Source organism: Oceaniferula marina (assembly GCF_013391475.1).
Taxonomy (GTDB): domain Bacteria; phylum Verrucomicrobiota; class Verrucomicrobiia; order Verrucomicrobiales; family Akkermansiaceae; genus Oceaniferula; species Oceaniferula marina.
On sequence record NZ_JACBAZ010000003.1, the window covers coordinates 411,538 to 428,504 of the forward strand.

Here is a 16,967-nt window from a genome sequence, read left to right on the forward strand (position 1 = left end):
CACCATTGAAGGTCACCTGCCCCGTGCCCAGGTTTTCAATAAAGTCATCACCGGATCCACCGTCCACGATGGCTCTACCTTCGCCAATGATACCGGCGTAGTCATTCCCTTCACCCAGCTCGATCAAGTTCTGTTGGGCGGCACGGTTAGGTGTCACCGTTCCGGAGAACGAAACCGAGTCATCGCCATCACCCATCTTAAGATAAACCGGGATGGTGGGCACCTGGGAAACAGGAGCAGCCGGTGTGTTTGGCCCTGGGGCAATCGCATTGCCATCTTCATCCAGAACCGGTGCTCCGAGGAAGACCACATCATCACCGCCAGCGAAGTCACCGTAGATGCTATTGACATACTTGAAGGTATTGGTGCGACCGTAGGCAGTCACCTTGATCGTCCGTCCAGCCTCCGGCTTGGTAGGATCGGTAAATCCAATGTCACGGACAATATAACTTTCATTGATGTGCTGAAGGTCCTCCCTGAGGTCGGTATCCGGATCATCAGCCTGTGGTGTATTGCCAATATTTCTGGAACCGGAGCGGTCACCCACGTTCAGGTAGAGGGCGGATCCAGTGGTGGCATTTTCAACCCATGCCTGTGGGCTGTTTAAGCTGGCTGCCAGATAGACCGGCTTAGGAAGTTGCAGTGTGCCGATCTTGAACCGTGCGGTTTTGGTGATCTTCACGAAGAGAATCTTAATCCGGACAGAGACGGTGAGGACGATCGGTGTCTCACCGGCACCGGCAGCGCGGAAGCTGAAGCTCATACCGAAGGATGCCAATGAAATACCAAAGATCTTCGCTTTGACCTGAGCGGATCCGCTGAGCAGGAATTCATACTGGGCATTCCCCAGGGTGTCTCGTTCGACTTCATCGCCACTGATCTTACCGTCATTATTGGTATCGGTTCCAAGGTATCCGGAACGGACGTGGAAACTAAAGTCACCGAAGAGTCCGGTTCCACCACCACCAAGGCTAACATAACCACTGATGTTGATATCGAACATGCCTTCCGAATCGAGGTAGAAGCTACCTGAAAGTCGGGCGATACCAAAGAAGTCGAGATCGACACTGAAGGCGATCGACCATGAGTTGTTGCCAATTTCAATCCGGAAGTCGGCATCAATCTTGATCACCTGAAGAACCTCGATCTTACCAGAAACGTCGAGGATGAAGGTGTTGGCGGTCAGGTTTTGCGTGCCAAGGACGCGGTCAATATTCGTTGTGTTGATAATCAGAAGTCCGGAGGCTTCAAACGAGGCGATGGTGACATCGGCATCAACAATGACATTCAGGGCGAGAGCCAAACCATTCTGACCTGCAGGTTGGTTCACATACACGGCAGCCCCACCGGATGCGGAGAAGGTAAGAACGCCAGCGACATTAAAGCTAACATCAAAGAGGAACTCAAAGCCGTTCTGGCCAATAAAGAGTGATACCGATCCTTGTGCCGTTGCAATGCCGATAAACTCGACGCTACCTTGCATAGCCAAGAGGAACCCTGGAGGGATCGTTGTCGTCGCCAATTGCTGGTTCACACCCGTCGTGTTGAGTTGGATCACCGCACTCATGGTGAAGTCGAGTCCAATGGCATCACCAAATTCCGTGTCGAGTGAGACCGCGGCGCGTGCCACCAGACCATCGCTATTGATGCGGAAGCCACCATCGACTTTCACCGATCCAATGCCATCGATTTCAAGGCTGGCAAGGACAAGCAGTTCGATGCCTGGATCGTCTCCGGCAAGATCAAGCGTAAAGCGAACATAACCAACAAATTCAAAGCTATCCGAAACGGTCAAGATTCCGGCAAGTTCAAGTTTGAATCCTCCCACGGTCTGGATCGTGACAATATCGGTGATAAGATTGCCACCGGCGTCACGCGCAAATCCATCAAAGACGGTCAGTTGTGATCCATCGCTTCGGTCGTAGGTTTTGGTTTTGGTTTTGAAGTTGGTGACCTCACGGGTGGAGCCGAAGGTATTGATTTCAAGAATGAGGATTCCGGCGAGTTCAACTTCTGGAATATCGGTATTGGAGAGAGAAAGAACGACGCGACCCACCACTCCGGTTTCGGTTCCGACATAGACATCGAAGTTCAGGGTTCCGGTCAGGGTTCCGAGCAGTGGGATGGTGGTGCTGACAGCACCTACGACGGACAGGCGACCACCATCAGCATCGGCAGCAACCGTAATCTGCAGGAAGCCAACCAACTCGATGAAGTCACCGATGATTAACTCGGCTTGGATGATTGCGGTGGCGTAGACCTCGGGAGTTCCGTCAGCGCGACGGCTACCATCGATGCCAGGTGCGCTTTCAAAGATGGTGAAGGAAGCTTTGTCCTCTTCATTGACAACGCCGTCACCATTGGAATCAATCGTTCCGGCCTCGGCAAACCCGGGAAGCTCATCACCGTCGATAATGGCAAGGAAGGAATCAGGAAGCTGGAAGATCACATCCTGCATCGTGGTATTCACCACCACCGTAACTGATCCGCTTGCCTTAAACAGGTTACCGACATCTGGTAATCCGATATCAGCACCAGCAGAAACGCGGAAGGAGCCGGCAAGACCAATATTTTCACCTGCACCCAGACCCGTCTGAACGACCAAGAGACCCGTTGCCTCACCAAAGTTGATCGAAGATTCGCCGGCACCAAAGGAAAGTGAGGCATTGACAAAGAGCTCAAAACGCGTGGGGCTCAAGCTCAGGTAGAAGCCACCTTCAAGGCTCATGATGTCCGTGGATGTTCCCGGAGGACGGATGCGGGCGTAACCCACCAACTCAATCGCGAAGAGTTCAGGTGCCAAGACAAAGGTCTCGGTGCGATCCGCTCCACCGTCGAGCCCCTTGAACGTCAAGGTTTCGGTCTTCTGCTGCGAGGTCAGGTTCAGCTGCAGCATTCCCTCGGCATTCAGGTAGAGACCGTATTGCTCAAGGAAGGAGAAATTCGTGCGGAGGGCTGCAACTCCCCAAATCTGAATATTGTCGGAAACTGTGCGTGAGTTATCAACGACAAAGCGACCGGCCGTGGCTCCGACGGAGCCGAGTTTGTAAAGTGATAGTTGGGCGTTAAAGTCCAACTGGAAGACACTACGGGTGGTGTCAAATTCCATGATCACCTCACCGGACAGTTCAATGATTGGCTCATCAAGGAAACCTGCACCATTAAGAACAATACCACCGCTGATCTCGATGAAGAACGATTCCGATTCGGTCAGAATCTTAATGGCGGATGTGCTGGCTTGCCCAAGGTTGCCAGCGGTGTCAGCCCATGCTCCTTCGATGAACTGCACTTCCATGATCCCGGTATCCAGTTGACCTTCATAGAGGTAACGGAAGGTGTTATTACCGAGATTATATACATCAACAAAGACGAGGTTTTGTGCCTGCGCTCCGGAGAGGATGAATTCCGCGTCGGTATCCAAGATCGTCGAAAGATCCACTTCGGTGCCGTCAATAGGCGTATAGGTGACATCAAAATACGGTCCGGCACGGGTTGGATTAGCAGTATCATCGGCAACAGCTGCGACGTTGATGGGCGGAGCATCAATATCGGTTTGATTGACGGTGCGCCCGTTCTCAATAGCCCAAGTATCGGCATTGAAGGTCACGATGGCATTGGCGGTGCTTTCGCCATTGGTCAGGACATAACGGAAGCGACCATTACCCAAATCGATGGGTGCCTCGTCCAGTTCCACGGTGATCAGGTTGCCATCAGTATCCTTCACCTGGACGGTGATTTCATCATCGGCATCGGTGATCGTGTCGTAATCGATGTCAAAGGTCACAAACTGCCCCCCAACGGTTCCGCGGATGCCATTGAACTGAATATCAATGACACCATCGGTATCAGCGGGCACCTGCTCGGCGGCGATGTAGCCACTGGCTTGCTCGGAGGTTACCTTATTGCCATTGGCATCTTTCCAGGATCCGGCAAGGAACTGGATACGGAAGTTATCGCTGTTAGCGCCCGACTGCAGGAAGTAGCGGAATTTATTGCCGCCCAAACTGACAGGTACTGCTTCGACATTAATGGGGTTGCCTTCTCCATCGAAGAGGAGGAACTCAGCGCCCTCGTCGAGGATCGTATCGGGGTCAATCGGCGCGGTGGTTGATCCGGTTTGTAGTCCGGCATCATTAATCGTCGGAGTATAGACATCATCAAAGACAATATCGATATAACCACGGCCGTTGAGTGTCTCCCGGTTTTCGGTGGATCCCGATGGTGGGTTGCTCAAGTTGGCGCGAGCCACGTTGACAGTAAAGCGTTCGGTTTCCTCAAGGTTGGTATGACCGGCAGAGTCAGAGAAGGTGTTGGCCACAATCGTGAGTGTATAGACACCGATCGCCAGATTCTCACTGAGGGTATAGCGGAAGGTATTGGTGCCACTGATCCTCTCAGGAATACCCTCAAAACGAATCTCGGTTCCATCAGGTGCCGTAAGGGTCAGTTCATCTCCATTGACCGAGTCATGGTTCAGGGTATTGCCATTGGATGGGCGGAAGGTTACATCGATATATCCAGCGTCATTGATCTCGGCAAGCCCGATCTCCGAACCGTTCAAGCTATCGGTTTGGTCACCGCGCACGACCACTGAATCGGCGGTGCTACCCTGGACGGTGTAGGAGCGTGTGAAGGCGTGGTTCGTTTCACCGGATCCGTCTTCCCAGGAATTCACAATGAAGTTGAGGTTCACCTGACCGACCTCAAAATCACCACTGATGAAGTAGCGGAAGACATTTCCGCCGATCGCTAACGGGTTGTTATCGGTGAGTAAGGCGGCGGTTCCAACACCGATACCGGAGAGGTTGAATTCAGGATCACTATCGAGCACCGAGCTCTCCACCAAATCCTGTCCTGCACTGCCGGCAAAGAGGATATCGATGTAGGTCCGGTCGTTGGAAATGACAATATCACCGGCCGTGGCGCTGGTCTCATTTTTGAGCTGCACGGCATCACCGGGCTGGGTTCCTGTAATCACTCCGTCAACGACGCTGAAGCCAACCGATGTAGGATCAATATCCACTTTGATGGTGAATGAAGAACCAGGGGCGGTGGCGTCATCCGCGATGATGTAAGTGGTAGGAACGCTGAGTGTTTGCGTATCAGGCGAGTAGCTGACTGAGAGCGTTTCATTCAAAGTCACCACAACACCGGCGGGTGCTTCAAACTGAATACCCGGTGTATTTAAATCGAAGTCAATAAATTCGAGGTTGCCATCGGTCAACGACCCAGGGTCCAGCTCGAAGCCGGCTGGTGGTGTGACGCCATTGGCAACATCAAAGATCACGTCGAAGACGATCGGCCCTTTATCACCGGGCTGGAAGTTTCCTCCGGCAGGTGTGTTGACATCCTGGTCATCGACATCCCCCGCACTCAGGCTGCTGTCGACATAGGACCAGGCGTTGGCAAGGAAGGTCAGCTGCACCGTGCCATCGATTTCACCGGAAGCATTCTCGGCAAAGTTACCTTGCAAGAAGTAGCGGTAGGTATGGCTGCTATCACTCACACGGATCGGAGCCGTGCTATTGTCCAAGGTAATCGTCCCAAGCCCGGCACCGGTCAAACGGAATTCCGGGGAAAGGTCGGTGATCGAACTCTCAAGGAAGTCGAGTGTGCCGGTGGTCGGACTGACAAACTCCACATCGATAAACGTGCGGCCATTGATGGTATTGATGTCGAGGTTGGCTCCGGTGGTTGGGTCAACCAGACGGGCGCTGGCGCCTTCGACAACAAACCCGAGCGTAAAGGCGTCATTGCCAATCCCAGGTGTCACCACCACGCCATTTTCATCGACGATATCGGCATGTTTAAAGGCATCCTCGGCAAAGCTCAGTTGATAGTCTCCCTTGGTGAATGGTGCATCCACCAAATAACGGAAGCGGCGAACACCGGTGGTGCGCAGGGCTGCGACCAAGAGAGCCTTTTCATAGGCCGCACCCGTGCCGGCAGCATCCGGCACATCGGACGCCGTGAGGACAACCTCATCGCGGTAGCCACTTGGATCGGAATCATCTTTGACCACACGCACAATCCGGTCTTCCAACTCGCCCTCAGACGCTCTGAAGACCAGTGCGGCAGTTTCCACAATACCAAACTCATTGATGATGGTATCGACAGGAACCACTACTCCAGTCAGGGAAGGTCCATTTCCGCTGAGCGTAAATTGGGCATCCAGCAGAGAATCAAAATCGAGCGACACCGAACCGGATGAGGCGTAGTTGACATCCACATAGTAGTAATCATCTCCATCCGTATGTCTGAACATGTTTGCCTCATTGTTGATGACACCGGAATCAATCACACCACCGTCACCGACAGGAGCAATCAGGTCGGCAGTCGGTTGACCTCCACCCGGGATCGCGGTGGCGTCCGTAGCAATTTCAAATTCCACTTCATCCCCGGCTGCATTGCGGAAGCCCATCTTGAGCTTACCGTAGATCGAGAGCAGCTCGACTTGGTCTGGGATATCCGCGAGGAAGAGAACGGTCACATCACCATTGGCAACATTCGACAAGTCAGCGTAGAGCTTACCGGAAATACTGATGTTGTTATCGATAAAGTTCAGCTGTCCACCGACCAGGAATTTTCCGTCGGTGGAGATCTTGATAAACACCTTACCATTAAACAGAGTCTGCGAAGTATAGATCGAGAAGATGCGGGCACTTCCGGAAATAACCAACGGTGAAGTGAAGGCTGCGGTAAAGCCGTTGAGAGCTGGGTTGGCAGCCACCAATCGAGCTTGGGTGGCAACCTGACTGCGCACGGTGTCCAGCCAGGTAGAAACATCGATATCACCGGGAGCGGCAAAGGCGGAACCACGGAGAGCAAACGGATCATCGATCGATGGCAATGTTTTAAAGAACTCAACACTTCCGACAAAATCAGCAATCGTCAGGCCGGAGTTAGGCTCAACGGTGATTGGAATGTCAGCATTCAGCAGAACACTCAATGGTCCGAGCTCGGAAAGAGCAAAGCGGATTCCGAAACCACCGATGCCAGCGATGGCAAATTTTCCTTCAATCCCGATAAAGAACACGCGCTGCTGAACTGGAGTCACCGTATCGAGGGCTGAGATGATGTTGTATTGCTCATCGAGACGAAGGATCCCTCCGATCAATGTGGCTGATACTTCACCACCAAAGAGATTACCCTCAATACTCACTCCCATCGACTCGATGCCGATGATCGGGTTTTTGCCTTGGAAGAGAAGATCAGGAGAAATCTTAATGCCAACCACAGAACCTGAGAAGGTCATTCCCTTCATCCCTTTGATCTCAGTGACCTCGGCGGAAAGAATTAAGACAAAATCACCAGGGTCATTTTCAATGTCATCCCACTGGATACCAATCTGGGTAATCTTGATTGGAATGAATGAAGGCCACTTGAACGACTCACCCGTGGCGGAACCAATGCTGATAAAGACCCCGAACCCAGGCAGAGTATCGAAGCTGCCGTCACCCATGATGCGGAACTGGCGGGCTTCACCCGTGAGCAGCAGCGAGCCAATCTTGACCGTGGCTCCGACACTGACGAAGGAAACGAGCGCCTCATCTGCAGTGGCTCCCGTATCGAGCATGAAGTCGGTCGCACGCAGCGTCACAAAAGTGCTCAAATTCAATTCAAGGGTATCGACATGGAATTTAAAGGCTTTGACCCGACCATTTTCAAATTCGAGGGTCGCACGAACAGCTTCGGTATTCTGCACGCCATTGGTAACGTCGGTGGCATCGTTGCGATCACTCATCGATCCGCTGATCGGTTTACCAGGAAGGAAGCGAACGCCACCGGAAGCGATGTAAATTTCACCATTGAAGACCACTGGGTTTTCGGCATCGAAGTTAACGGTGAAGTTGTTCACGCCGATCCGGATGTCATCGAACTCAAGGATCGTGCCAATCTTAATGGCGGCGGTCTGGCTGCTGGCAACGGTGCCGTCGGCATTGAGCGCTGTGCCGGAGTTCGGGGCATCGAGGCAACCATAGCAGATCTCCGCATTCCCCAGAGTGAAGCCGTTGTCGCGGATCGTCACATCATTGAGTGTGCCCATGATATTGACCGACGGGAACTTGATCACCGCTTTATTCACAGTGATCAATTCTTGTGCCATGCCTTCCGTGGCGGATCCTTCAGCTCCAAATGAGGGATCATAGTTTACGTTGATTCCGTTGGCGGTGACGTTGACCACATCCGGCACGTCAATTTCGAGAACTCCCACACGCAGCCCCCATCTACCGGTCAGGCTGATATCAACGTTACCACTCAGGAGGCCAAAGGCATCAACAGCAACGTCAAAGGTGCCGAGCAGACCAAGCATTTCCACTTTAATGCCGCTATCGGACTGGGCATTGCTCTGGTTGGTTGTCTGGCCATTGGCATCGGTGGCATTGCCACCACCACCAAAGGCGAGGCTGGCACGGTTGACTCCAATCCCCACGGTCAAAACAAGCAGGCCATCTTTGAAGCCGATATCTTCCAGACCAACGGTTGGTCCCTCGACCGTGAGCGGTCCGATATTGATTGGTCCTCCGCCGGTGGCTGATCCGGCAACGGTGGGATCAACAGTAAACGACTGGGTAATATTGCCCGCATTGACGCTGCCGGCGGGTTTGTTCCCCAAGCTGGCAAATGTCCCGTTCGTAAATGTGACACGCACCTGACCACCTTTGAACAAGGAAGGTGCCGGTGGAGTCGGAGCGGGCTGACCGGGTTGCGCTGGTGCTGCTGGCAGAGCATCCATCGGTGTCAGGAAATAACGGTAAGTGACACTCTGGGCGGTATCTTCAAAGCCGGAGATCAAAAGTGGCAGGTTACCGCGGAGGACTGGTGTGCCATTCGGGTTCAGTTTGATCCGATCCAATCCGGTGCCACTCAAGGTAAATGGAGTGGTGTCGGTGATCGTGTCCTTGTTGATTGCCGTGCCATCTTGCGAAGTGAAAGTGATATCGAGATACTGCTTCTGGTTCATGGCAGCGGCATCCACTGCTCCACCATTGGCGGGGCTGGAAATGCTAGCCGTAGCACCAGGCAAGGTATTCGCATCGGGAACCACATTGAAGTATTCAATTTCAGTAAAGTTACCGATACCTCCATTGTCTGAGAACGAGCCGGCGTTGAACTCGACGGTGATGCGGCTATTGAGCTGGTCACTGGTGAGTGTGCCACCGGTCAACTGGTAGCGCCAAGTGTTGGGCTTACCTGGCACGCTGGCAGGAGTGCCGTTAAAGACGAGGTTATGGTTCGTGCTACCATTGACCTTGACGACAAACTCCTGGGCAACATCGGTGATCGTCGCATTGTTTAGTCCAACGTTGTTGAGGTCATTGTATTGGACATCGATGTAACGCTTGGTCAGCAGGTCATTGCCGACAATGACACCTCCAGTGATAGGACCGGCAAGGTCCGCCGTTGGGAAGAAGTCGGTTCCGCTGAAGCCATTGTTATTGCCTGCGCTGTTATCGACCGCGCCTGCGTCCAGCCCCATCTGATCCATGATCGAGAAGCCACGCACCTTAAATGAGGTCAGTTTAAATCCGGCAGCCTCGGTGATTGAGAAGGAAGCACTTCCCTTCACTGCCACCAGGGATTTACCATTTTCATCATTGATCGATACCGACCCTCCGCCGATGAGCACATCCAGATCACCATTCGGGCGACGTGAGATAACGAAGGTGCCGCCAACACTGAAGCGGTTGCCAATGCTGAACTCGGCTCCACGTGCGATGAAGGAGAACGTGCCCGGAGCAATCGACTGTCCTCCGAGATCAACCGCGACGGTCGAGGTGTTGATCAACAGAGTTACAGCACCTTTGACAACTAGTCCATCAAGTCCCACAAGAGCCAGATTACCCGTTGCCTTCACCGCATACAGCCCCTGGCCTGCGGCACCAACACTCTTATAATCGACGACTCCGTCTGAAAGTAATACTCCGATCGCGTCAGGATTAAGTGAGCCGTCCAATGCCTCGAATGGGCCCTTACCAATAAACAGATCAATATCCGTGCCTGAGAAGGTATCGCCAGAACCGGAAAGGTTGCCGCGGAACTCAACAAAGTCACCAAAGTCGATCGCGATATCGAGCAAGACAAAGCTAAAGGCGGCATCGGAAAGTTTAACACTGATGCTTTCCTCACCCACGAGAAGCTTGAGATCGACAGCGGCACCGGTGGTATTGATTCCTCCACCAATCTTGGCAGAGGCACCAGATCCTCCCGAGTCACCATCACCTACCTGCACACGTCCGGCGAGTTGTGCCACAATACCATTCGGTAAGAAGATGATGGCGCCACTGGCATTCACCAAACCTTCAGGCAAATCGTCCGAAGCATCAATACGCACATTGACGGCAGCAATGGACAGGGCTTCGACAGGTGCGGATGTTGGAGTGACGCGCAGCTGACCTTTTTCAAAGGCATAATTCCCGATCAGGGTAAAGCCGCCAATCGTCAGTGTTGCGTTAATGGCCTCGGCTCGGAAGAATGGTCCCTTCTTCAGCTTGAGCACGGTGGTCTCGGTTTGACCGTTGGCATTGATAAAGTCAAAGCGCTCATTGACGGCTATGCCCAAAGTGTTGATCTGGAATTTGAGATCTGCCGTAATCCCTCCACCAATCTGATTCATCAGCGCCTGGGTCAGCCCCGTGGTGCCGCCAAACTCACCAGCGATACCTTGCTGGGTAATGATAATGCTACCGTATCCATTGCGGAGGAAGACGCCGACGTCATCGGCAGTGCCAGCCCCCTTCGGATCTCCAAGGAAGATCGAGACATCGGATAAACCGATACGGATGACTTTGACATTGGCGGCCGTGGTGATCTGCTCGAAGAAGAACACAGCCTCGATCGTCTGACCCATGACAGTGAGTGAAACAGGAGCCGCAGGAACGGTATCCGACCCGGCTGCGCCAGCCTGCAGTTTGAAGTAGGGCCCCTTCTGCACATTGATCGTCACAGATCCGGCACCACCAACTTCAACCGTCCGGGTCACCTTGACATGGGTTGTGTTGATCTTGAGGAAAATGTTGTCTGCAGAGAACTGGATATCCTGGCTTAAGCTAGGTGAGAGGCTGAGACCCACCTGAAGGTCTGCCGCGATACCCGCCTGGGTAATGAGGATGACGCCACTCTGAACGGTGGCAGTGACAAAGACCTCATCGCCGTCGCCTAACTCAAGCACCACATCTTTCAGGGCAATCACAATCTCACCGGTAGCAGATTTCTGGAAGACAAAGTTACCTGTCAGGCGCTGACCGAGAACATCGAGGTAAACGTTGGTGCCGGAAACGGTCAGCCCCGCTGCGATCGTCACGGCTGGAGTGCTTGGGATACCGTCGACATCGAGGTCGTAGCTGATACCAACACGCGGTGCGGATGGTGTAGCACCGGCTGTGGTCAATGAGTTAAACCCAACGCTGAAGGTTCCGCCAACGCTAACACCCGGGATGGTCACCGTTACGGTCACGGTGATCAGTCCGACAATACCACCATTCGGACCGGAGATGATTTCAAGCGTGCTTGGAATCGTTTTCGAGGTGTCGGTTGGATCGACCGGGCTTTCGGCGCGAACGAACTCCTTACCATCGGCAGACAGGGAGATCAGCACATTATCCAGCATAATGCGGGTCACAGATACATCCGCTGCAGCGCCAGATCCGCCGATCTTGTTATCGCTACCGAGATCGGTCTGGCGAATAAAGGTAAAGTCGGCGGCAATGATCTGCCCCCCCAACTCGATCTCCAGCCCTTCTACTTCGACCGAGACATAAGGTCCTTTAGGAAGGTTGAGTGTGGTTTCGACATCACCGATGCGGAAGCTCTCATTGACCACCTCCAAGGTGTTATTGATCCGGACGGTGACCCGATCCACTCCGATACCCTGACCACGCTCGATGAAGACCATGGCGGTAGCGGCAAACTCACCGGCAAGTCCACGTGGAGAAATCAGCAGTTGTGCGGTGCCACCTGTAATCCAGAGTCCGACATCGTCGCTGTTATTTTCAAAACCTTCCGTGCCTCCGTTGTCACCGAGGAAGAGGCTGAGGTCGCTGATGGCAAGTTTGAGCGTTTTTTCATCGTCCGTGGTATTGAACTGACCATCGAGTCCCGGGCTGGTCACTTGCTCGAAACTAAAGTTGCCGGACAGGCTCTGACCAAAGAGATCAAGGCTGAAGTTCTCGATATCGACTCGGAAGTAGATACCAGCTTCCAGGTTGACCATCAGGTCTCCTGAGCCATCAGCACTGGCAATGGGGAAGGTCGAATGCAGTGCCTTGTTCGTGGTGTTGATCGTGACTGTCACCGTGGCGGTGGTTTGAACCAGCCCTGGGATATTCAGATTAATCGTGCCACCAATGACACCTGCGACACCATCAGGAGAAATGACCAGACCGATTGTCCCTCCGGTCATCCGGAGTCCGGCATCGTCAGTGAAGTCATTGACCGTGCCCATGTCGTCACCGAGGAAGAACCCGATGTTGGATCCACCCAAACGAATCACCGTGCTTGGCGGCGCAGTGCCAATCGCAGGAATGGTGCTGCGTTCGAAGAAGAAGTTACCACTCAGCGTCTGACCTGCCACCGAGAGCGTGCTGTTAGCTGCGGTGAAGCGGATGTAATCCCCGGCGTCCAGCTCGAGGCGGATATCGGTTCCTCCAACTTCAAACAACTGGTCGATTTGCTTGCCGGTATTGTTAATTTCAAGAACCAGATCACTGCTGAGTGAAATGCCAGGAATATTCTTGAGCTCCACCGTGCCGCTGATCCGTCCAGCCAAGCCTTTGGTCACCACTGTTCCAACCGTCTCTTCAACCACGAGCAAGGCTCCGGTGCCGTTGGTAAGAGCGACATAATCTTTCTGACCATCACCGAGAGTGAGGGCGACATCGAGAGCTGAAATACTCAGCATGCTACCGGTCGGTGTTGTCAGTTTTTCAATGGCGAAGCTACCCGAGAGGCTCTGACCAGCAATACTGAGAACGGCATTGGTCACTCCGATACGGAAATACGGTCCGGCAGGAAGATCAATCTGCACGGTGTTATCGCCCACCTGCACCGAATCAATAACACGACCGTTGGTGTTGTTGATTTCCAGGCTAAAGGTCCCGCTGAGTTCAACACCATCGACCAGTCCACCGATATCGACTGTGGCGCTTAAGGTTCCGGCGATACCTCCGGTGTTCGGCATAATATTGCCGTTGGTGTCGGTTGAATCAGGAAGGATGAGCAAGGTGCCACTACCGTTGGTGATCGCAATCCCGGCAAAGTCGATATTGAGGTTCTGAACGATCAGCGTCAGACGGTCCTGACCATTGGCATTGGTTTCCTTACGGACAAAGAAATCAGCCTCAAGCACGATATCCGCGACCGTGATATTTCCGCCGATGGCAGCAAACTCAAAGAAAGGTCCACCCTCGATACGGGTGCTGGCAGCGTCATCAAGAATGACAGGAGTCAGTCCGGTGTTGACCCGGATAATGATTTCATTGGCGGAAATGCTAACCGGGCCGAGGTCGAGTGAGGCTCCGAGTGTCAGCTGGCCGGCAACCCCTTGTTGGGTCACGAGGAAGGCACCATTGATGTTGGTCAGTTCGGCCAAACCGTCGCCCAAATTAAGGTTGGCATTTTCAACCACAAACGAGAGGTATTTACCACCGTCTGCCCGCACGCCCTGCTCGAACTGGAAGGTGCCGTTGAGCGTCTGACCTGCAATCACGACATCAATGTCAGCGGCACGGAAGCGAAGGAAGGGTGCTCCAACTCCTGCGGCAGGAACCGTCAAAGTAACATCGTCCGCACCAGGGATCTGGATGGTCTCGGTCACGGCTACTGTGCCGGTGTTGAACAGAAGCGACATGTTCGCTGCGATCGTGATGCCGGGAATGCTTTCTGTGAAGTTACCGCTGATGGCACCCGCGATACCATTTTGATCAATCCGGATCGCTGCGCGTCCCTGGCTGATGCTGATCAAATTCTGTGAACCATCGCCAATGCCGATAAAGACATCGCTGGCGGCAATGCGGAGAATTTGCTGTCCACCTTCAGTGACTTGCTCAAAGACAAAGTTACCGCTCAGTGTCTGACCGAGAATGTTTAGCTCCAGTCCAGTCGCTGCCACCTGGAGATATGGTCCGGCGGCGATGTTCAGGTTAACCACGCGGGTTCCGATAGTAACCACCTCTTGCACCGCCTCGGTGCCGGTGTTGATACGAAGGCTAAAGTGACCGCTGAACCCAAGATCAACACCTGGGACGGTCAGAGCCACCGTGCCACTGGCTTGTCCAGCGAAGCCGGCTGGAGTGATAACAAAGGCACCTTCACCATTGGTGATCGAAAGTCCGGCGTCATCAGCATCCCCTGCTCCACCACGGTCACCGAGGAAGATATTCAGGTTGGTGACGCCAATCTTGATAAACTTCGGTGCGGTCAAGCCTCGATCGCGCGCCTCTTGGGTGATCTCGCCCTCGGTTTGCTCAAAGCTGAAGGTGCCACCCAACTCTTGGCCGAAGATCACTACTTGCGGGATCGTTGCTGTGATCCGGATAAACTGTCCGGCTGGCAGTGTCGTTGCCACTCCCCCAACATCAAGAGTCTGGGATGTTGGAGTGGTGTTGATTTCCAGTTTGGCAGTGATGCCGGAACCAAAGTCGATGTCTGGAGTCGGAAGGTTGAAGTTCAGTGTGCCTTCAATGATTCCAGCGAAGCCGGCAGAGCTAAAGCGAAGAGTCGATGCCGGACTGGTCAGTGTGATGTAAGGAGTAAAGATCTCGTTATTCTGAGCATCACGGGTGCTGGCGCCGAAGCTCGCACTGAGATCTGTGATACCGATCTCGATGAATTCCTCGGTCATGGTGAACCGGAAGTCACCCGAGACCATCTGACCTGCAATGTTGAGGTCAAAGTCGTCTACAGTTACCGTCGTTGTCGGTGTGTCAGGCACCACCACGATGTCAGCAGGAAGCCCACTGGAGGTTGATGGCAGTTCCAGAGAACGACCCACTCCAGCGGTGGAGGCATAGACAACGCGAACACGACCACTGAGGGAGAAGCCTTCCAGACCAATCACCTGCACCACACCTTCACCGACGAAGGTTTCGCCATCGGCGGAGCGGGCAAAGCGGGCATCGGTCAGCAAGAAGCCTTGGGCAGCAGGGTTGATTTCACGTGTCGCAGGGTCATCACCGATGAAGGCTGGACCATTACCAACAAAGACAACACCGGAGCCACTCTCAATCGAACCGTTATCGATCTCTACCAGAATGTAATCACCAATGGCAAAGGATGCTGAAACCTGCACCTCGATACCTCCGTTGGTCGTAATAGGAGCGAGATCAATCACAAACTCACGCTCACCTAACATGATGCTTTCATCCACCGAACGACCGGTGGTGTTAATCAGCACATTGACCGAGGCACCCAGGCTTACATCTCCACCCTCTTCACCCACGCTGAGGCTACCGACCAAGTTACCGGCAATACCATCGGCGTAGAGAACCACAAATCCTTCGGCTGCGGCAACATCTTCACCACCGACACTGAGGGCGGCATCTGCAATCGCGATCCTTGTTGTGATCTCACCTGTCGTTCCATCAGTGGTCTGGTCAAAGACAAATCCACCGACAATGGCAACGGGTCCGACATTAAGGGCTCCACTAACCACTTCCACACGGACATAAGGACCGGCAGGCAGAACGCCTAAGCCGTCACCCAGGTCGACTTCTGACCCAGTCGTATTTAAAAGGAAACTAGCATCCGTCACATCCAGGCTGAGGCTATCTCCCAGGGAGGCGCTGATGCCAGCATTGGCTACCCGCAGTCCGAGCCCTTGGGAATTGACCACCAAAGCTGTGGAGGCGGCGGTGACGACGATGATATCATTGGTGCCATCATTCAGGGCAAGGCGGAAGTTAGTGACCAAGAGTCGGACCACCTGCTCACCACTCGCCAAGGTCACTTGCTCGATCAAGACCAGATCCGCAGTCACCTGCTGTGACATCACGTTGATCAGCACCCCGGCAACCTCAACCTTAAATTCATTGGCTGCCGTATCGAAGGTCACGGTGGCGGTGCCGGACATCGTCACATCAGGAACATTCAGCGCAATCACACCGGTGAAGTTGCCAGTCACGCCTGTGCTGCGCAATGTCAGCTCACCGCTCGCCAATGTAACACTGACAAAATCAGTGGTGCCATCACCGAGTCCGAGAGAAACGTCATCAAAACTGAGGATGGTGACTTGCTCACCAGCCTCATCGCGTTGTTCAAAGGCAAAGTTACCTCGGAGTGTCTGACCGGCAATTTCCAATGACAGGTTGGTGCCGCCAGCACGGAAGTAATTTCCAGCATCGAGCTCAAGTTGCTGGGTGATGTTGTTGACCACAAATTGTTCATCAATTGCGCGACCTGTCTGGTTCAACTCAAGTGTGAGTGTGCCACTGAATTCAATACCAGGAAGGTCGGTTGCAACATCAACACTCAACTGGCCGGCAACCCCATTGCCGGTTGGATTCGGTGAGCTAATGATCAGGAAATATCCTTCGCCATTGGTGAGGCTGATGAATTCGCGATCACCATCACCCAGACCCAGCGAGGCATCGGTGATGGCAATCCGGATCGCAGTGGTGTCATCGGATGGATCATCCACAAGAGTGCCACGATCCAAAACAACACTTTCGAAAACAAAGTTACCGCTCAGTCGCTGACCGGCGACAGCGAGGATAATGTCATTCCCTTCGAGGCGGAAATACGGACCGGCAGGTAACTCAAGGCTGCGGGTCGCAGCTCCGACGCGGAAGGACTCCTCAATGGCATTACCGGTGGTATTGATTTGAAGTGTCAGCTTACCTTCAATGCGAAGGGCATCTGCTGGCAGGATTTCAACCCGTGCGGAGATTTCAGCGGCAAAGCCATAAGAAGTGATCAGGAAGAGTCCGGATCCCTCGGTGAGACGAAGTCCGGCATCTGCGGTTCCAATC

General features: G+C 53.6%; 1 protein-coding gene (running past both ends of the window). It reads right to left on the reverse strand.

This entire window lies inside a single protein-coding gene on the reverse strand: locus HW115_RS09660, encoding an LEPR-XLL domain-containing protein (protein ID WP_178932414.1). The 56,733-nt coding sequence extends 20,396 nt beyond the window's left edge and 19,370 nt beyond its right edge, so the window shows coding positions 19,371–36,337, spanning codon 6,457 (partial) through codon 12,113 (partial); the first complete codon in reading order (the gene reads right to left) occupies positions 16,964 to 16,966. Both codon boundaries (start and stop) fall beyond the window edges.